We start from the raw sequence: 18,322 nt of genomic DNA on the forward strand, positions 1-18,322 counted from the left end.
ACGGCTTAACCCAAGTCGTCGTGCTCAACCAACTGCCGGGCAGCTTCAGTGATCGAACCCGACAGGGACGGATACACCGAGAACGTCTCCGCCAACTGCTTCACCGTCAAGTTATTGGTCACCGCCACCGAGATCGGCAGAATCAGCTCCGACGCGGTGGGGGCCACCACGACGCCGCCGATGATAATGCCGGAGTTTTTGCGGCAAAACAGCTTCACAAAACCATGCCGCAACGACCGCATCTTCGCCCGTGGGTTCGTCTCCAACGGCAACATGACCGAACGGGCTACCACCGCACCCGACTCAATCTCGCTCTGGGTAACCCCCACCGCGGCGATCTCCGGCCGGGTAAACACCGCAGTCGCCACCGTCTTTAACCGCAGCGGCGACACCCCTTCACCCAAGGCGTGATACATGGCGATACGCCCCTGCATCGCAGCGACCGACGCCAATGGGAACAAATCAGTGCAGTCACCAGCGGCGTACACGCCAGAAACATTGGTACGCGACACCCGGTCGACCTTGATATGGCCGGAGTCGGTGGTATCAATCCCGATGTGCTCCAAGCCCAGGTTCTTCGTATTAGGAATCGAACCAACGGTCATCAACGCATGGGAACCGAAAATCTCCCGACCATCAGAGGTGCGAACGCACACGCCGCCGTCATCGGTACGGGTAACCGAATCAACCCGGGCATGCTTCTCCAACGACACACCCCGCTCCGCCAAAACCGTCTCCAACACATCAGCGGCATCGGCATCGTCGTGCGGCAGAATCCGGTCGCGGGAGGCCACCATCGTCACCTTCACACCCAACTCGGCAAAGGCCGAGACGAACTCCGCACCGGTGACACCGGAACCAACAACGATCAAATGATCCGGCAGCTCGGTCAAATTGTAAATCTGCTGCCAGGTTAAAATCCGCTCACCATCCGGCTGCGCATCCGGAAGAATGCGCGGCGTCGCACCGGTAGCAACCAACACCAAATCACATTCGATGGTTTCCGTCGAACCATCAGCACCCTCAACCTTGATGTAGTGCAACGTCTGCTTGGTGTTGTAATCATCAAACACGCCACGACCATTGATAACCCGCACCCCGGCGCGCTCTACGCTGCGGCGAATGTCCGCCGATTGTTCCCCTGCGAGTTGTTGCACACGCGCATTGAGGGCGTCGATAAGCAAATGCGCCTCGCCGATGCCCTTATTCAACCCCATGTCGTCAGCGCGCCGCAGGTCGGTTTTAATATTCGCGCCGGCGATGAACGATTTGGAGGGAACACAGTCGTGGATGACGGCCGAACCACCCAGGCCTAAATCCTCCACGATCGTGATCTCAGCACCGTACTTTGCGCCCGCCAAAGCTGCCTCATAGCCAGCCGGGCCACCACCGATAATTACAATGCGTTTTGCTTGAGCCGATTGCGTGGACAAGAATCCTCCAAAAATTAGGGGTGAGTGAGTAAGGTCAAACCTCAAATTAGTCTAATGCACCGCTTTTAGGCTTGTCGAAGTAATCTTGTACCCCTCATCAACCCTAAGGGGTAGCGAAAACATCCGAGTAGGAATTGAACCGATCCACCACCCCGGCGAACAGCCGAATACCCACCGGGATGCAATTCTCGTCGGCCAGCATGTCGCCCTTATGCAAATCCCCTTTGGGGCTTAACCCATCCCAGCAACCCAACCGGGCCATCGCGCCGGGAACGTGTTCTAAGTACCAGGAGAAATCCTCGCCGCCGGAGGATTGCGGCGCTTGCACCACCGATTGCGGGTCCATGGCGCGGGCAGAGTCGGCTAACACTGCGGTGGATACGTCGTCGTTGACCACCGGCGGAACCCCTTTGACGTAGGTGATTTCGTGTTGTGCCCCGGTGGGGGCGACGATACTGGCCACCATGTCTTCTAGTACTGGCTGGATGCTGCGCCATACTTGAATATCACCGGTGCGAATGGTGCCTTTGACGGTGCCTTCTTCCGGTATCGCGTTGGGGGCGAAACCGGCGTTGATGGCGCCGAATACCATGACGGTGGAGGTACGTGGGTCGATGCGGCGGGTGAGCAATGCGGGGAGGTCGGTGACGATTTTCGCCAGCGTGTACACCACGTCTTGGGTCAGATGCGGCCGGGAGGAGTGCCCGCCCCCACCGGTGACTTTCACTTCCACCACGTCACCGGCGGAGGTGATGGGCCCTACCCGCACGCCGATCATTCCGGTGCGTAGTTTCGGCTCGGCATGGAGGGCGAAGATGTGGGTGACGCCTTCTAGTACCCCCAGTTTGATCACGTTGGGGGCACCGGAATCCATCACTTCTTCTGCGGGTTGGAAGATAATCCGAATGCCGATGGTTAGTAGTCCTTGGGTTGCGGCTTCGGCCAGTGCACAGGCTAAGCCCAGGGCGATGGTGGTGTGGATGTCGTGCCCACAGGCGTGCATCACTCCGGGGGTTTGGGAGGCGAAGCTGCAGCCGGTGTTTTCCTGGATGGGGAGGGCGTCAATGTCGGCGCGGAATGCGATCTTTTCCGGCGTGTTGGGCCCAATATCCACCATCAATCCGGTGGTGGGGAACATTTGCGGGGTGAGTCCCCGCGACCGCAGCACGGAGGCGATGCGTTTGGTCGTTTCAAATTCCTGGTCCGATAGTTCGGGGTGTGCGTGGAAGTGGCGGCGCCATTCAAAGACCTCATCAATGTGGTTATTCAACCAGTCCCGCACGACGGCAGAAACTGCCGATGGCGAATCCGGTTGGGTACTGTGCTCCGCTGTCATTGTTCTCCATGAATTGTGGTGGTTTTCGCTTGCATGGTTGTAAATTATGCTAAGCATCTGCCCACTTATCCTATAACTGGTGGCTAAGCTTAAGGGTATTTACGCCCCACGCTAGATACACCACCATTGAGGTTTGTTATGACTGAGCAGCTATTTTTCGGCACTGCGGGCATGCGCGCCCCCGTGGGTCCCGCCGCTAACCAGATGAATGTTGGCAACGTCACCCGGATTACGTCGGGGGTTGCGGCATGGTTAAGCAGGCAGGCCGCGTGTGTGAAAAAGGACGCCTCAGCTACCGGCACCGCGTCGGAGATTCCAGAAGACCCGGAGGTGTTCTCCGACCCGTATACCGGTTCCAGCATGTTTGGCATTGGTAAGGCGTTCCACGACGACGATCCCGCGCCGAAGGTGGTGGTTGGCTACGATTCCCGCTACGGTTCCCACATTTTCGCCACCACCGCGGCGGAGGTTTTCGCGGGCGCCGGCTTTGAGGTGATTTTATTTCCCACCCCTACTCCGACCCCGTTGGTGCCGTGGATGGTGCGGCTGATGAAGCTGGCCGGGGGCGTGCAAATCACCGCGTCGCATAATCCGGCCGGGCACAATGGTTACAAGGTGTACATGAATAACGGGCGGCAATTGCATTCCACGGGCGCGCGTGAGATTGAAACGCTGATAGCCGCCACCCCGTCGGCGACGGAGATTCCCCGGGTCACGGTTCGACCCGACGTTGATATGGTGCGGCGGTATATCGACATGGCGACCCAATTAGTCATGCCGGAACAGGCGGACTTATTGCGGGTTAATAATGAGCGGGCAAATATTCGGGTTGCGGTCACCGCCATGCATGGGGTGGGTGGACGCACCATCGTGCAGGCGCTGCAGACCGTTGGCTTCGCCCAGATTTTCCCGGTCATGTGCCAACAGTACCCGGACCCGACGTTTCCTACCGTGGCGTTTCCGAACCCGGAGGAGCCGGAGGCGGTGGCGGAGCTATTGGCGTTGGGTGAGGAAGTCAACGCCGATGTGCTCATCGCATTAGACCCCGATGCGGATCGGTGCGCGGTGGGGATCCGGGCGAAAGACGGGAAGTTGCGGATGCTTCGGGGCGACGAGACGGGTCCGCTGCTTGCGACCCGGTTGGTACCGGCGTGGGATGGCACCGCCCCGCGCCCGATCGTGAGCACCACCTTGGTGTCCTCCCAGTTGCTGTCCGCGATCGCCGAGGAGCGCGGCTGGGATTTGCGGCTTACTCCCACCGGTTTCAAAAACCTCACGGCCGCCGGCGGCACCGAAACCGTGGCCTTTGCTTACGAAGAGGCGATGGGGATCGCACCCGCCCCGGCGCTGGTGGACGATAAAGACGGCATAACCACCGCTTTGGTTGCGTGCGCGTGGGCGGCGGAGTTAAAGGCCCAAGGTTTAACGCTTTTCGACGAGTTAGATGCGCTCTATAAAAAGTTCGGCATTTTCGCGGGCCGCCAACTGTCCATCCGCACCAACGCACCCCGGGAGCTCATCCGGTCGTTCATTGCCCGGCCACCTGCCCAGTTATGCGGCATCGACTTGGATTTTGAACCGGTCTATTCCAGCGAGCGCCCCGGCAGCACCGTTTCCGCCGCGCTCCTCACGGGTACCAGCGACGATGGCGCTTTGCGGATTCTGGCTCGGGCTTCCGGCACGGAACCCAAAGCCAAATTGTATTTAGAAATCGCCCGCGCCAGCGACCGGGGTCGCGTCGAAAAGCTTCTCGACGATCTATCCGCGGAGTTGATGAGCTACTTCGACCAGCTGTAGCGGCATCGGGCAGTTATTTAAAGCGCTACAATCACCAACACCCCAACCGGTGTTAGCACTAATTGGAAGGACAAACGTGGTTGGGGCGGGTGGGGCGGCTGTAGTGCTACATATCGATATTGCGTGGGCCGTAGAGCCGGTCGCCAGCATCACCAAGGCCGGGGACAATATAGGCGTTTTCGTTCAGATCGGGGTCGATTGTTGCGGTAACCAGGCGGACCGGCAACCCCGACTCGGCCAAGGCATCAACCCCAGCCTGGGCGGAGACCATGCACACTGCGGTGATGTTAGTTGCACCGCGATCGGCGAGCATCCGCACCGCGTGCAGCAGCGAGCCCCCGGTTGCCAGCATCGGGTCAACCACAAAAACCGTGCGGCCGGATAGATCCTCCGGCAACGCTTCCAAATACGGGACTGGTTCGTGCGTGATTTCGTTGCGCGCCAAGCCGATGAATCCCACTTGGGCGTCCGGGATCATGCTCAGCGCGGGGTCAATCATTCCTAACCCCGCCCGAATGACTGGAACGATAATCGGTGGATCTTCCAACCGGGTACCCATCGTCGGCGCAACCGGAGTTTTCAGCGGAAAATGCTCAACAGTTAGCTCCCGCGAAGCCTCATAAATCAACATTGTCCCCAGGTCAGCCAATGCCGCCCGGAATCCCGCATTATCGGTACGTTCGTCCCGCATAATGGATAATCGGGCGGCGGCAAGGGGGTGATCCACGATCAAAATATCCATGTCTGCCATGCTACCGCGAAAAAAGTTCAAAGAACATTGGAAAATCATGGAACCAAATGGGGTGCAAACTGAGTCTAACTATATATGGAGCGAAATTTACACGTACATTTAAAAGCCGCCCGCGCCTTGGCGGCAGAACTGGCGGCCAACGCGGCAACCCCCATCCATGCCAGCTATCTTCCGGGTGAAGATTTACCGGGGGCGGGCGCGTTTATCACCGCCTTAAATGGCGCCATTGATTCCCTTGCCAATCGTGCCCGCGCCCAGTGCGCCTATGTGGATAATGCCGTAACCATCACCATGACTCACCTGCGGCAAGCTGAAGCCACCGACACCGCCCTCGGCCGTTCTTTGGACTTATTATGATTAACCTCGCTGAATTCATCACCGCCTTAGACGATCTCACCCCGCCCACCCAGCCGGTCTCCCTGCCTGCGGTTCCGAACTTCTCCCGGATGGCGGAGCTAGCAGCGATCTTTGGCAATAAGATCACAACTTTTGAAGCTGCATTTCGGCAATTGTCGACGGATTCAACCGATGTGTTGCGCATCGTGTCCTATGCACTCCAGGAATTCGACCAGTCGCGCAGATTCTTCGAAGTCCTCGGCCAACAATTCCTGCAGCAAGTAGCCGGGCTCCTGCCGCTGGCCTTCAGCCCAAATCCGGCGATCTGGACCGCAGCGCACCACCAGCTGAAACAATTGCCGGGTGAGTTCTTGGAGCGGGCGTTTCAACATCTCGACGAATTGGAAATCCGGCTGCAACCGCACACTGTCGAATTAGAGCGTATCGCCAGAGAGGGAACGGAGCTTGCCCCCGCCCAGTCGGCAACCCCAGAATCTGCGGCTGCCACCCACACCGCCGGGATGGGCGGTGACGGAACCGCAGCCGAGACCGAAGGGGAAGATACTGTTGTCGCTGAGGATACCGGCGTTTCCGCGACCAGCGACCAACGCCAACGCGGGCAGCAGGCGGTGGCTGCGGCGAAATCCGCCCTGGGTACCCCGTATGTGTGGGGCGGAACAACAACCAACGGCTTCGATTGCTCCGGCCTCACCCAATGGGCGTGGCGGCAAGCCGGGGTGGAATTGCCCCGGCTCGCCGAACATCAAAACATCGGCACCGCCGTGCAACCCGATGAGCTCATTCCTGGCGATCTTTTGGTGTGGAATGGCCACGTGGCGATGTATGCCGGCGATGGGCAGTTGATCGAGGCAGGTAATCCAGTACAAATGGGGCCGCTTCGTACCGAGAACATGGGGATGGAATTCAAGGGTTATTATCGGCCCACTGGAACCTAGGCGGCACAACACCCAACTGATAACCGCCCCACATCTTGAGGCTAAAAATCAGGCAACGTTAAGGCTGCTGGCACCAAGGTGGTGCGCCGACAGCGCCAGCGCGGATGTGACCACAAGGGTGCGGCCGGTGGGCTTTAGCGACGTCAATTCGGGTTGCGCGAATACCCAGGGTGGCTGTTTCGCGGAAACCGGGCGGTTAACCAACAGTGTTAGCGGTAGTGCGCCCATGCCTACCCTGAGTGATTTTTAGGCTAAAATGTGTGCCCATGGCTAATAAAGGAATTGTTCCCGTCAAGTTGTCGCTCACGGAAGGCGATTTTTACACTCTTTGGGCACCATCGTGGCGTGAACACGGCGCTGAATGGCAGGCGTTTTTAGGCGCAGACGACAAGATTTTCGTATTCTCCTCCCCCGCCGAACTGTTAGTATTCCTCGAATCCGGCACCAAGCACGATCTATTGAATCACCCGAAGTGGGGTGCATTCGCAAACGGGTCGCAGCTGCGGGTCGTTCCCAACAAGAAGACCACATTCGACCTCATTGGGGTTCCAGCGTTATTAGCGGAGCGCCCTTCCCACGACAATGTTTCCGCCGTGGCCCGGTGTTTCCGAATGGCGCGTAGCCTTGGCGATATTGCCGATGCCATTCCGGTGCAAAGCTTCTTCTCCTCCCACTCCATTCTGGGAAATGCTGAGCGCGGTTCCGAACACTTCTCCGGCCAGGTGGGTCTGTCGGAGTGGACCGCGATCGGCCGGGTGATTCTCAGCAACTGGGATGCGGTTATCGACGAGCTCGATACCACCGTCACAAAAACCGACGTGGATACCAGCAAGATTGGTGCCGCGGAAGCCGCCATCGCTGCGGCGGAAGAGGCCGCCGAGCGCGCCCGCCTGGAAGAAGAGCAGCGCAAGAAAGAAGAAGCCGAAAAGATCGACCCCTATGACACCACCGTGTGGGCGCAGGCCGGAATCGACCCGATCAAGATTTCCATCGACGGACGCACGGTATACACGCTGCGCACCTATGTGCAGGCCAAGCCGGTATTCTTGGGTAAGTACGGTGAGATCTTCACCTTCTCATCCTCCAAGGCCCTGGTGCGCTGGCTCGTGGAACACGACGATCACGACCTAGCCGAGGTATCCACCTGGGAAGAGATCAAGTCCGCCGCCAATGCCGGTGAATTAGAAGTCTCGGTGCATAAGGATAATGTGTATTCCTTCAGCGGCATTGCCCACGGCATCGAAAAGGGCCCGGAGCATGTTGATACCGAACAGTTGCTGCGGTCGTACGAATTGCTTGCCGACGCCGCAGACTGGGCCGCCGATGACTCCCTGAATTCGTACTTCCTGGCCAACCCTCGTATCCAGGATTACCTGGCGTATCTCACCGGTTCGTCCCGGAATGCTGGCTACACCCCTACCCCGCCTTTCGACGAGCATGTTGCCGGATGGAAGCACATGGAGGAAATGCTGATCAAGCGGTTCTCGAAGTTCTGATCCTCGCTGAAGCGCAAAAAACGCACCGGGCCGTGTGCCTGCCTGGTGCGTTTTAGCCGTTTTCTAGGCCAGTGGCTACGTCAAACCAATGTCCTTGGGGTCAATCCCCCACTCTTCTAATAATTGTGGGTCGATGCCTGCGAGCTCTTCCGGGCTGAGCTTCAATTCCGATGGTTCGGTATCATTTTCCGAGGTTTCTTCCGCTTCGGCCGCATCAAGGTCATCTGATCCAAAGAACTCCGAGAATATCGGGTCGATCACCTCGGAGACCAACATGCGGCGCAATTGCTTGGTCAAAAATGAGATTTCGATCGTGTTCAGCAACAGGTCGTAGTAGTTGTGGAGGTCTAATTCAAAGGCAGTGACCGCCTCAAACGTCCAATTATCCAGTCCTACGTTGAACCCGAAGTCGCGCAGGAGCGGCAGTGGGTAATCGGCGAGGCTTTCAATAACCCCGGATTCTATGGCCGCTTCGGGTTGGCATAACACCGGCAGTCCCCGATCAAGAACGAATCCGGCTTCAATCCCGGGAGACAGTTCGCCGTCATCGGTGATTTGGAAGTTTTCCAACAGTCTGACGGCGTCGGTGATTCGGGAACCACCGTATACAACCTGCTCACCAATATCGCCGACGTATTCGTAAGGAACGAAGCTCCCTTTGAGCACGGCGGCGGCTTCCGGGCTGGAGACAATGGCACCAAGCACCATTTCGGTATTGCCTTCTAACAGCTCGGTCGCTTCTTTTTGACTGTCACAGCGCACCACAAGCCCCACCATCGATGGGGCTTGTGTCAATAGTTTTTGTGCATCGGCCAGTTCGGCAGCCGAAACAACGTGTTCGACGTAGACCGCGTCGGGTTCTTCCGACAGGAGTTTCTTGAGGGTTTCCAGCCCACTGGTGCTGCGTATGCACACCTTGGGCAGGCCGGAAAATTCTTCTTGGGTGATGGGGTCAAAATCAATATCGAAGTTAGGGGGAAAAGTCATACCCACCACTGTAACCGCCCGGCCGAGGTTTTACTTCCGACGCTTCTTGCCACCTAATCCCAGGAACGTCAGTGCGCCGACCGCAGCCGCGCCAACGGCCAGACCGGTGCCGAACCGTTGTGGTGTTGCAGGAGGTGCTGCGATTTCTTGGCGTACGTGAATCACGGCCGGTGCGGGCGCTTCCAATTTCGCGATGGCGAGGGATTCTTGGGTGGTTGCGGACCAGGCGGAGCAGTACAGCAGGATGCGCCAAATGAAGTAGAACAGCACCATAACACCGATGATCGGACCGAAGGTGGCGCCAGCCGGGTTGGTCAGTGCGCTTGAGAAGAACGCCGACCCGAGTTGCTTGAAAATCTCGAATACCACGGCACCGATGGCGCTACCAGCCAAAGCGGATTTCACTGGGACTTCGCCCCGGGGCAGCTTTTTCAGCATCCAGTAGAAGATCATGAAGTTGGCGATAAGACCAAATACCAGGGACAAGACGCGAGTTAGGAGGAAAATTCCCGGAACATCGTCCAATCCAACATAGGCCAGGATGCTGGTTGTCAGCCCGGAGTTACCTACGACAGTTAGGCCGATGGCAATAATCATCAGCACCACGGTGGTGAGCAAACCAAGCAGGTCAGCTAGTTTGGTTTTGAAGAAATTTCCCTCGTCAATGGGATAGTTCCACATGTAGGAAACGCCGTACCGGAGGTTATTCATCCAGTTCAACCCCGACCATAGGGCGGTGACGCCACCGACGCCGTACATTGCGCCTCGCTGGTCGATGGCGGTGGAGATGATGTTGTCGACGGTATCCCCCAAGGAGCCGTCGAAGATGGAGGTTAGCCGATCGGTGATGTCGTGGACCAAATCGGGTCGGCTGGCCAACACGGTAGCTACTGCCGCGAAGGTGAGCATGAGCAGCGGGAACATGCTCAGCACGGAGAAGTAGGTAATCCCTGCCGCGAATTGATTACCACCTCGTTGCGTATAGCGTTCGTTCATAAGCATCAAATGGTCAAACCACTGCCATTTGTCGCGGTACGTGTCGATGAATCCGGGTTCGTCGCGATTGTTTCGTTCGATGCCGTATTCGTCGGTGAACTTGTCGTTTTGTTGGGTGGTGGTTGCCATGAGGTTTTCCGTCCTTTAAGGGTTGTTCAAGAAAATCGGGCGGAGGGGGTGAATTGATAAGTGTGGTGAGCCCACCGCGATTGCAGCGGACTCACCACGTATTGGTCTCGATTACCGCTTGGGGGCTAAGAATCCAATTCGGTCATATACGTCTGCCAGTGTACGGGAAGCCACAGCTCGGGCGCTTTCGGCACCACGGGCGAGCACGTTTTCCAATTCTGCCGGGTCGTCCATGTACATCGCGAATTTTTCGCGCAACGGGGTGACAAACGCTTCAAGAGCCTCGGCGGTGTCGGTTTTGAGTGCGCCGTATCCCTTGCCAGCGTAGCCCGCGACGAGGTCATCAATGCTGGTTCCGGTCAGGGAGGATTGTATGACCAGGAGGTTGGAAACCCCAGGCTTGTTTTCCTTATCAAAGCGAATTTCACCGTCGTTGTCGGTCACCGCACTCTTGATCCGTTTCGCCGAGACGTTTGGCGGATCGAGCAGGCTAATCAGCCCTTTTTCATTTTCGGTTGACTTGCTCATTTTTGCCGTCGGATCTTGCAAATCGTAGATCTTTGCAGCGCCTTGCGGAATAAGTGCTTCAGGGACCGGGAAGGTTTTCTTGTACCGGCTATTGAAACGCTCCGCCAGGGTGCGGGTAAGTTCGAGGTGTTGCCGCTGGTCTTCGCCAACCGGGACCAATTGCGGCCGGTAGAGAAGAATATCCGCAGCCATAAGCATGGGGTACATGTACAGCCCGGCGGAGGTGCGATCCGCGCCGCGCTTGGCGGATTTATCTTTAAACTGGGTCATCCGCGCGGCCTCGCCGTAGCCGGTGAGGCAGGTTAAAACCCACGCGAGCTCGGCGTGTTCCGGGACGTGGGACTGCACGAATAACGTTGACCGATCCGGGTCGATGCCGAGCGCAAGTAATTGCGCGGCACCCGCGATGGTGCGGTTGCGTAATTCTTTGGGGTCTTGGTCAACAGTGATGGCGTGCAAGTCGGGAATGAAATAGAACGCCTCATAGTCGTCTTGCAGGCCGATCCACTGCTTGAGGGCACCCAGGTAGTTTCCAAGATGGTAGGAATCTGCGGTGGGCTGGATTCCTGATAAAACTCGCTGTTTTTTCTGCGTGGGTGCCGTTTCAGTCATAAGCAAACAGTGTAGCCCACCGGTGTAATCTACACCGATTTATTGCATACGGCTAGGCTTGCCGAGCACGAACACCAGGCCGGTGATAACGCTTGCACCACCGATACCCATGAGCAATGCTGCGTACAGCGCATTGAGGTCGTGCCCACCTAGAAGCAGGTAGGCGGATGCAAACATTGCGATTCCCACGATGAGGAAGAAAAGGCCTTTAACACGCATGGGTGATTCTCCTATGTATTGTGACGGTGCGAAAACATCCAAACTCAACCTACCGCACTTTGCGCGGTTTTTCTAAAGGTTGACCCCTATCGATATTCCACGGTCAGCGGCGCGTGGTCGCTCCACCGCATGGCGTGGTCGCGGGCTTTGAACACGTCGGCGCCCACCGCCCGGTCGAGCATCGCCTTGGTGGCGGCATGGTAATCGATGCGCCAGCCGGCGTCGTTGGTGAATGCCTGGCCGCGATACGTCCACCAGGTATAGGGGGCGTCCTCGGGCTGCAGTCTGCGCGCGACATCGAACCATTGCGGGTCGACCGCCGCTTTTCGACGTTTATCCGAGACGTAGTCCACCGCGCCCGCCCAATGCCCGGCATCTGTGATTTGAGTGGTGCCATCCGGGAAGGTTCCAAAAACCTGATCCATGAACGCCCGTTCATCTGGCAAGAATCCGGACGAGGTCCGATTGGTTTTGAAGTTTTTCAGGTCTTGTTCCCGGTGGCAGATATTCCAGTCGCCGCAGATCACCATGTGTTCGTGGGTTCGTGCGGCATCGACAAGGAAATCCTCAAAAACATCAAGAAACCGGTATTTTTCGTCCTGTTTCTCGGTGTTGGCCGACCCCGATGGCAGGTACAGCGATGCCACTGTCACTGGCTGTTCCAATTGGGTGATGGTGCCTTGAATATAGCGTCCGGAATCTTCGAAATCGTCAATGCCAATGTGAACATCAGCGAGCTCCCATTTAGACAGGATCCCCACACCAGCGCGACCTTTAGCGGCGGCGGGCGCTGCGTAGTAATGCCACCCGGCATCAATGATGGGTGCGAGCGCGGCGCGAGCGTCTTTCTCGCTGGCACGTACCTCTTGCAGCAGCACAATGTCTGAGTCTTTTTCTAGTAGCCAGGGATTGAATCCGAGGTTTTCTTCACTGCGTTCTTTGCAGGCAGCACGAATGCCATTGACATTAACGGTCGTAATCAGCATGGGTACCACCCTAATACATCCGCCGCACTGCCCCACCCCGACAGTAACTTGCGGGCACACACTCGTCGAGCCGGGCTCCCGACGGCAGGCAGCACGAAAGATAAAATATAACTTAATATTGCATGAATTTTTATTATTTTCATGATGGCAATAAACTCACACATTAGCCATGCCGCCACTTTTGGAACGGCGCTAAAGTGCCAGGTTAATCATATAGATCACCGTGATTTTCACGCATATGACAACCAATACTGCAATCGGAAAACATTAAGAGAAAGTAAGTAGAATAGTGCTCAAACGCGCATTACTCGCTATCACCACCGTGTGTCTCACGGCTACCTCGTACCTTCACACGCCAACTGCCACGGCCCTTGAAGGCGGTCGCCGCACCTACGAATACGAAATAGAAGCAAATAAAGTTGTCCGCATTAAACAAGGAGGCAACCTGTGTACCGGGACAGCTATTGACCCACACTGGGTGCTCACCGCAGCGCACTGCCGAGTCCTTAACTCAGACAGTTTCAAACTTCACACCGGTATCCAGTACAAGTACATTCCCGATATCAATGGAACCTGGTACGGTTCCTCCCCATCCGGCGATATTGGTCTCATTTTCGTTGCACGCGGACTCAACCTTGAGCACTATGCGGATATTGGCAAAGAACTGCCTAAATCTGGGGATCGGCTGACCAATTACGGTTGGGGCATCGGTACCGGCCCGTTTCTCAAACTATCCCATCAGACGTTTGTCGGCACCTATGACACACCAGGGTTCAATAACGGGAAGATGTTCGTGACCGAGAACGAAGACGGTGCTCAGAACAAGCCGGGCGATTCCGGCGGCCCGGTGTTCTTCAATGGCGTGGTCGTTGGCGTGACGTCGTCTGTTTCCGGTAATCCCCACACCAATTTCAGTTCCGTTCCGGCGGTCTACGATTGGATCGTCGAAGCTGTCAATTCCAGGCCGAGACAGCGCACGACTCAGTTCATGCCAGAGATCGACCCCCAAATTTTGGCGAAGCTCAATGCGCGAATTATCGCAGCCGGACAGCAGCGCGATATCGCTACCAAAGACGCAAAAGAACGGTTTGAGGAGGCGAAAGCAGCCTTATACCGAGCCGAGCAGCGCGCCCAAGAAGCGCAGACTGCGCGTGAAGATGCCGAACGGACCGCTGCGGAGGCGCAAACCGCGAAGCAGGAAGCAGAACGGCTCAAGACCGAGGCTGAACAGGCAAAGAACGACGCCGAACAACGCCTCCAATCCAGCGAACAGCGAGTGCGCGAAGCCCAGGCAGCACAGCAGGATGCGGATCGACTGAAAGCAGAAGCGGAACAGGCGAAAGCCACCGCCCTGCAGCGCGCCGAAACCGCAGAGCGGCTCACCCGCGAAGCCCAAACCGCGCGGGAAGAAGCCGACCGGCTCAAGGCAGAAGCCGAAGAAGCGAAAGCGGAAGCGGAACAACGCGCCAACACCACTGAACAACAGGCACAGGAGGCGCACCGGCTCCAGCAGGAAGCCGAAAAGGCAAAGAACGATGCCCTACAACGGGCAGAAACCGCCGAACGGCGATCCCAGGAAGCCCAAACCGCGCAGCGGGAAGCGGAGCGGTTGAAAGCGCTAGCCGAGGAAGCGAAAACCGCAGCATTACAGCGGGCGCACACCGCCGAGCAGCAGACAAAGGAAGCCCAAACCGCACGTGATGCCGCACAGCGGTTGGCCACTGAGTCACAAAACGCGAGAGATGCCGCCCAACGCGCGGCCGAAGATGCAACCACCGCTAAAACCGCAGCCGAACGGGCAGCGGAAGAAGCTACCAGCGCTCGCCAAGCTGCCGAAGAGCTGCAACGCACGGCTGAAGCTGCGAAGAAGTCTGCCGACGAAAGCCTGGCGGCCGAGCGTGCCATGCGCACCGAAGCCGAACGGCTCAAGGCGGAAGCCGTTGATGCGAAAACCGCGTTGGAAGAGAAGTTGCGTTCCCAACAGGAGCACAACGCAGAAACCGAGCGGCAGCTGACAGAAAATGCGGACGCGAAGCGCAAAGCTGAAGAAAAGCTTGATGAGGAACGGCAGCGTCGTAAAGCTATAGAACGCCAGCTCAGCGACAATGCAGCCGCCCAGGCGACGTTGGAAGAGGAATTAGCGAAGGAACGCGAACAGCGCCGCGCTGCCGAGCAAAAGCTGGAAGAAGCAAACCAGACCCCGCCAAGCACCACAGATTCCAAGCCGTGGCTAACCATCATCGGTATTATCGCAGCGCTCATTGGCGGCGGTATCGGTGGTTGGTTGCTCAGTATGTTGGGGCAGCATTCAGCGCCGCTTCGTTTCTAGGCCCGGGAAACTCCTAACGGTCATCGTGCCCACCGGTGGCAATCATTGCCCCGGTGGGTTTTTTCTCGGTAACCAGCGCCGAGGTGGCGTCGTAAAGCTGCAACCAATCACCGCCGAGTTATGTTCCTCACCGTAGAGTCGTCTCTGTGCTTGTCGACGGTTAACCGCCAGGCCCGAAGTTCCGCAACCACGGAAGAATTGCAACGTGCCAATTCTGTTTGCTGAAGACACTGATCCACGAGCCGTACCGCAGCAAGCGTGCCCCCATGGATGTGTACAAAGCCACGCAGGAAGTAAAGCTCCATACTTTGCTCCCACAACCCGGAACTCGCCATATATTCGCCAACCACATCAGTTTCCCCCAGATCGGTGAGCCCTAACGCAAACACCGCTACCCCACCGAGTTGAATGTTCTTTCCTGTCTCGTAGGACAATTCCGGGCAGTCGTAAAAGAAATCGTATTTCATCGCCTCCCGCGCATACCGGACAACACTTACCCGTACCGGCGGATAGCTAACGGCGGCCATGAACAATTGGCTCATGCCGATTTTCGGCAGCTCGGGCATGGGAACGTAATCCCCCGTAAGGCCGGTTACTTGAATGTTAAGTTCTCTCGGGAAGTCCGTGTCACGAAGAATCCGTTCTAAAAACTCCACCGCGAACCGCACTGTCTGGCTATTCTCGACGGTGAAGTCAATGGAAATGACGCCCGTGACGTCATTGGCGCTAATGGAAAGCCCATCAAACCTGACAGCCTGAAATTCCTGCGGTAGCCGCCCAGTACCGGTTTCCAGAAATCGTGGTGGAACATCGGGATTAGTGGCCGCAACGGCAGTAAAAACCCGCTCCACTGGGTTTTCGCCACAGTAGCCGTTTTTCAACTGTAATACCGCACCGTGACAGGCAAACTCCGCCGTTGATTCGGGCAACTGTGCGCCAAGTGCCTGGTCGAACCACTCATCAAGGACGAAAGATACAGCGTCCCCTCCCGCATCCTGGGTGGTTGCATCGGCAAGCGCTAGCATCGAAGCAACGTCCAAACCCGATCGCCATTGGGTCATCAATGTGGTGCGGAAACCAGCAAGTGTAGGGTTCATGTTTTAACTCCACGTTTAAGTATCCGAAACATATTTCCCGCCTGTAAAACCCTACCTCTGATTCCACAATCAAAGGTTTGGGGAAACATAGGTTCGGACTGCTTTGTTAGTGTAGTAAGTAAAGCTCACCAGGTAAAAATGATTTATTATTGAAGCTTCTATATTCAAGAAACATTTTCAAATAAAATTAATTAGCGTCAACTCGGAGCATAAAAGCATGAACTCAAAAACATGGTTTGTAGAATCCCTGACCATTAAAAACTTTCGCCAATACGACAATTTCACCATAGATTTCAACCAAGATGTAACACTGCTTATCGGTGAAAACGGTTCAGGAAAAACAACAATTCTTGACGCCTTGGCCGTCATGCTCTCGGTAATCTTGAAACAGCTAAACGATGAGGGGAAAAACCTCACCTCAGAAGATGCCCGACGCATTCCTTCCAATTTAGATTCCGTAGAGGCAATCGCTTCCACGGATATCTGTTTTCCAATCGAGCTTTCTGTAACCGCGATCGTTGACGGAGAGAACTGGACGTGGTCTAGGTCTAAGCCCACCGCAAAAAGCAGAACGACCATGGGAGAAAAAGAATTTCGTGATTTTGTTTCGAACATTCGTGAAAATGCTCAAAAAGATGCAACACCAAACACGGTTTTACCAATAATCGCATATTACGGCGTCGAACGTTTGCTACGTGAAATCCGTAATCAGGGGTCAGTACCAAGCTCACGCTTTAGCGCCTACGATCATGCACTTGATCCACGTTCTGACATTAATAGATTTTCCCGTTATTTTAGAATGCTGTTCATTGAGAGCTTGAAGAAACGAAATGCCGCTATACAACATCTCAATGCGATAGTTCATGCCTGTAATCGGGTATTGGAACCTACTGGTTGGAAGGATCCTGAGTGGAATGAGACCGTTGGAAGTATCGTTTTGCGGCATGACGATTATGGTTATATGCCCCTGGATATGCTTGCAACAGGGACAAAAATCGCAGCAGGGCTAACCATTGATATTGCTAGCCGATTGGCACGAGCCAACCCCGCCATCACGATACCAGAAACACTACTTTCTTGCCCTGGAATTGTTCTCATCGACGAAGTCGATCTGCATTTGCACCCTATTTGGCAAAAAGAAATTGCTATAGTGCTGCGTGAAACATTTCCCGGTGTTCAGTTTGTTCTCACTACGCACAGTCCCCACGTTATTTCTTCAGTTCCAAATTCCAGTGTGCGTAACCTTGTTGGCTTATCAGTCGAAACCCCTTTGTTCCATGAAGGGTTACGGCCTGAAGTTATCCTTGAAACGATTCAACGTACAAACACTCAACCCATCACAGAAAACCGAAAAAAGTTAGATGAGTATTTAGCTCTCGTTTATAAAGGAGAAGGCACAAGCATAAAAGCTCTAGAGTTGCGAAAATACCTGGATGAAAAGATGGGCGGCAAGGAATTTAACGAGGAGCTCATCGACGCCGATTCCGTTTTGGAAATCGAGAGCTGGGATCTGTAGGAAATGTTCTCCCACGACCCCAACGTAACTCTACCGAAGTCACTAACAACGGCCATCTATGTCGCAAAAGAAACATTTAATCAGCATGGCGGAAAGTCTCCTTATCAGCATCTTTCGACCGAGGCTAAAGAGGAATTACGGCAATTCCTCTATCTTCGCCAATACGGTTTGTGTGCGTATTGTGAATGCTCTTTAGGAGACTCCGAGACGATTAATCGAACATTTTCATCCCCAGAGTTCCGTTAAGCTCACCCAAGATTGTCTAACCCGATTAGATCTAAAACGAGAACAAGACACCACCTTACTTATCAATAATCTTCTACTTGTTTGTGCTGGTAATAAAACAAAAGGCTCGGAGCTTCATTGTGACAGCTCGAAAGCAGACATTGATATTTGTTCTGTCTTTCTTAACCCAAATCTCAACAGATCGTTTGACTCATTGGTGCACGTAAATCCTCTAAACGGCGCAATCTGCATCAGACCTGGTGCGCATCCCGGTGAGCTATGTGAAGCCAATACGGTATTGGATGACATTTTGCATCTAAATAATGACCAACTGTGCGAAATGCGTCGAAAAATTGCGGCTTCTCTACGTGGGGAAATTGCCAAGCTTTATAAACGTGAACAGCTAAAAGGACACTATGAGACACGGACTTCAATCCGTGACAAATTCGTGAGTAACCTCCGCGGCCGCCCAATTAAAAAGGATTACCCCTCAGTGCACTTCAGCATTGCTGATTTCTTGGAAAAAGAAGCTGGTAAAAACTGAGGTTTTCTCACCAGAGCTTCTTGTGGTTGAGGCGTAGGACAACAAGTGC

Annotated in this window: 16 protein-coding genes; 6 read left to right on the top strand and 10 right to left on the bottom strand. The window is 55.5% G+C overall.

Annotated elements, in window-relative coordinates; all coding sequences use genetic code 11:
* Nucleotides 1-5: 5 nt before the first annotated feature.
* Complete coding sequence (locus Q4D85_RS02975; protein ID WP_303198094.1) at nucleotides 6-1,433, bottom strand: NAD(P)H-quinone dehydrogenase; 1,428 nt, start codon at nucleotides 1,431-1,433, stop codon at nucleotides 6-8.
* A 103-nt stretch (nucleotides 1,434-1,536) separates the two neighbouring features.
* Nucleotides 1,537-2,769, bottom strand: coding sequence for an amidohydrolase (locus Q4D85_RS02980; RefSeq protein ID WP_303198095.1), 1,233 nt, complete (start codon nucleotides 2,767-2,769; stop codon nucleotides 1,537-1,539).
* Between the two features lie 138 nt (nucleotides 2,770-2,907).
* Between Q4D85_RS02980 and Q4D85_RS02985 the strand changes: the two genes are divergently transcribed.
* Nucleotides 2,908-4,566 (top strand): phospho-sugar mutase, encoded by a 1,659-nt coding sequence (locus Q4D85_RS02985; protein ID WP_303198096.1) that lies wholly within the window; start codon nucleotides 2,908-2,910, stop codon nucleotides 4,564-4,566.
* Nucleotides 4,567-4,672: 106 nt separating this feature from the next.
* Here the strand turns inward: Q4D85_RS02985 and upp are convergent, their stop codons facing one another.
* Nucleotides 4,673-5,308 (bottom strand): uracil phosphoribosyltransferase, encoded by a 636-nt coding sequence (upp, locus tag Q4D85_RS02990; RefSeq protein WP_303198098.1) that lies wholly within the window; start codon nucleotides 5,306-5,308, stop codon nucleotides 4,673-4,675.
* Between the two features lie 84 nt (nucleotides 5,309-5,392).
* Here upp and Q4D85_RS02995 point away from each other — a divergent pair, with 84 nt between their 5' ends.
* Together Q4D85_RS02995 and Q4D85_RS03000 are read left to right on the top strand one after the other, a co-directional pair.
* A complete protein-coding gene (locus tag Q4D85_RS02995; protein ID WP_303198099.1) occupies nucleotides 5,393-5,674 on the top strand; it encodes a hypothetical protein in 282 nt (93 codons plus the stop codon).
* A complete protein-coding gene (locus Q4D85_RS03000) occupies nucleotides 5,671-6,609 on the top strand; it encodes a C40 family peptidase (RefSeq protein WP_303198100.1) in 939 nt (312 codons plus the stop codon). The genes Q4D85_RS02995 and Q4D85_RS03000 overlap by 4 nt, the downstream gene beginning before the upstream one ends.
* Nucleotides 6,610-6,657: 48 nt before the next feature.
* Here the strand turns inward: Q4D85_RS03000 and Q4D85_RS03005 are convergent, their stop codons facing one another.
* Complete coding sequence (locus Q4D85_RS03005; RefSeq protein WP_303198102.1) at nucleotides 6,658-6,837, bottom strand: hypothetical protein; 180 nt, start codon at nucleotides 6,835-6,837, stop codon at nucleotides 6,658-6,660.
* 38 nt (nucleotides 6,838-6,875) lie between these two features.
* On the opposite strand from Q4D85_RS03005, the gene Q4D85_RS03010 reads away from it, so the two are divergent.
* Nucleotides 6,876-8,105 (top strand): hypothetical protein, encoded by a 1,230-nt coding sequence (locus Q4D85_RS03010; protein WP_303198103.1) that lies wholly within the window; start codon nucleotides 6,876-6,878, stop codon nucleotides 8,103-8,105.
* Between the two features lie 75 nt (nucleotides 8,106-8,180).
* Here Q4D85_RS03010 and Q4D85_RS03015 read toward each other — a convergent pair whose 3' ends face one another.
* From Q4D85_RS03015 to Q4D85_RS03035, 5 genes are all read right to left on the bottom strand, one after another.
* Entirely contained in the window at nucleotides 8,181-9,092 is a 912-nt protein-coding gene (locus Q4D85_RS03015) for a hypothetical protein (protein WP_303198104.1), read from the bottom strand.
* 30 nt (nucleotides 9,093-9,122) lie between these two features.
* On the bottom strand, nucleotides 9,123-10,217 hold the full coding sequence (locus tag Q4D85_RS03020) for a YhjD/YihY/BrkB family envelope integrity protein (protein WP_303198106.1): 1,095 nt from the start codon (nucleotides 10,215-10,217) through the stop codon (nucleotides 9,123-9,125).
* Nucleotides 10,218-10,328: 111 nt separating this feature from the next.
* Entirely contained in the window at nucleotides 10,329-11,357 is a 1,029-nt protein-coding gene (gene trpS / locus Q4D85_RS03025) for a tryptophan--tRNA ligase (RefSeq protein ID WP_303198108.1), read from the bottom strand.
* A 39-nt stretch (nucleotides 11,358-11,396) separates the two neighbouring features.
* Nucleotides 11,397-11,576 (bottom strand): hypothetical protein, encoded by a 180-nt coding sequence (locus tag Q4D85_RS03030; RefSeq protein ID WP_303198110.1) that lies wholly within the window; start codon nucleotides 11,574-11,576, stop codon nucleotides 11,397-11,399.
* An 86-nt stretch (nucleotides 11,577-11,662) separates the two neighbouring features.
* Complete coding sequence (locus Q4D85_RS03035) at nucleotides 11,663-12,562, bottom strand: exodeoxyribonuclease III (RefSeq protein WP_303198112.1); 900 nt, start codon at nucleotides 12,560-12,562, stop codon at nucleotides 11,663-11,665.
* A gap of 289 nt (nucleotides 12,563-12,851) precedes the next feature.
* Between Q4D85_RS03035 and Q4D85_RS03040 the strand changes: the two genes are divergently transcribed.
* Complete coding sequence (locus Q4D85_RS03040) at nucleotides 12,852-14,891, top strand: trypsin-like serine protease (protein ID WP_303198113.1); 2,040 nt, start codon at nucleotides 12,852-12,854, stop codon at nucleotides 14,889-14,891.
* Between the two features lie 107 nt (nucleotides 14,892-14,998).
* Here Q4D85_RS03040 and Q4D85_RS03045 read toward each other — a convergent pair whose 3' ends face one another.
* Entirely contained in the window at nucleotides 14,999-15,988 is a 990-nt protein-coding gene (locus Q4D85_RS03045) for a DUF6138 family protein (RefSeq protein ID WP_303198115.1), read from the bottom strand.
* Nucleotides 15,989-16,205: 217 nt separating this feature from the next.
* Here Q4D85_RS03045 and Q4D85_RS03050 point away from each other — a divergent pair, with 217 nt between their 5' ends.
* Nucleotides 16,206-17,504 (top strand): AAA family ATPase, encoded by a 1,299-nt coding sequence (locus Q4D85_RS03050; RefSeq protein ID WP_303198117.1) that lies wholly within the window; start codon nucleotides 16,206-16,208, stop codon nucleotides 17,502-17,504.
* The last annotated feature ends 818 nt before the right edge of the window (nucleotides 17,505-18,322 follow it).

The organism is Corynebacterium sp. (assembly GCF_030532965.1).
Lineage (GTDB): Bacteria > Actinomycetota > Actinomycetes > Mycobacteriales > Mycobacteriaceae > Corynebacterium.

Excerpts from the sequence above, each read along its gene's own strand:
- Q4D85_RS02980 (WP_303198095.1), bottom strand. The coding sequence starts at position 2,769 with ATGACAGCGGAGCACAGTACCCAACCGGATTCGCCATCGGCAGTTTCT.
- Q4D85_RS02985 (WP_303198096.1), top strand. The coding sequence starts at position 2,908 with ATGACTGAGCAGCTATTTTTCGGCACTGCGGGCATGCGCGCCCCCGTG.
- upp (WP_303198098.1), bottom strand. The coding sequence starts at position 5,308 with ATGGATATTTTGATCGTGGATCACCCCCTTGCCGCCGCCCGATTATCC.
- Q4D85_RS02995 (WP_303198099.1), top strand. The coding sequence starts at position 5,393 with ATGGAGCGAAATTTACACGTACATTTAAAAGCCGCCCGCGCCTTGGCG.
- Q4D85_RS03000 (WP_303198100.1), top strand. The coding sequence starts at position 5,671 with ATGATTAACCTCGCTGAATTCATCACCGCCTTAGACGATCTCACCCCG.
- Q4D85_RS03005 (WP_303198102.1), bottom strand. The coding sequence starts at position 6,837 with ATGGGCGCACTACCGCTAACACTGTTGGTTAACCGCCCGGTTTCCGCG.
- Q4D85_RS03010 (WP_303198103.1), top strand. The coding sequence starts at position 6,876 with ATGGCTAATAAAGGAATTGTTCCCGTCAAGTTGTCGCTCACGGAAGGC.
- Q4D85_RS03015 (WP_303198104.1), bottom strand. The coding sequence starts at position 9,092 with ATGACTTTTCCCCCTAACTTCGATATTGATTTTGACCCCATCACCCAA.
- Q4D85_RS03020 (WP_303198106.1), bottom strand. The coding sequence starts at position 10,217 with ATGGCAACCACCACCCAACAAAACGACAAGTTCACCGACGAATACGGC.
- trpS (WP_303198108.1), bottom strand. The coding sequence starts at position 11,357 with ATGACTGAAACGGCACCCACGCAGAAAAAACAGCGAGTTTTATCAGGA.
- Q4D85_RS03030 (WP_303198110.1), bottom strand. The coding sequence starts at position 11,576 with ATGCGTGTTAAAGGCCTTTTCTTCCTCATCGTGGGAATCGCAATGTTT.
- Q4D85_RS03035 (WP_303198112.1), bottom strand. The coding sequence starts at position 12,562 with ATGCTGATTACGACCGTTAATGTCAATGGCATTCGTGCTGCCTGCAAA.
- Q4D85_RS03045 (WP_303198115.1), bottom strand. The coding sequence starts at position 15,988 with ATGAACCCTACACTTGCTGGTTTCCGCACCACATTGATGACCCAATGG.
- Q4D85_RS03050 (WP_303198117.1), top strand. The coding sequence starts at position 16,206 with ATGAACTCAAAAACATGGTTTGTAGAATCCCTGACCATTAAAAACTTT.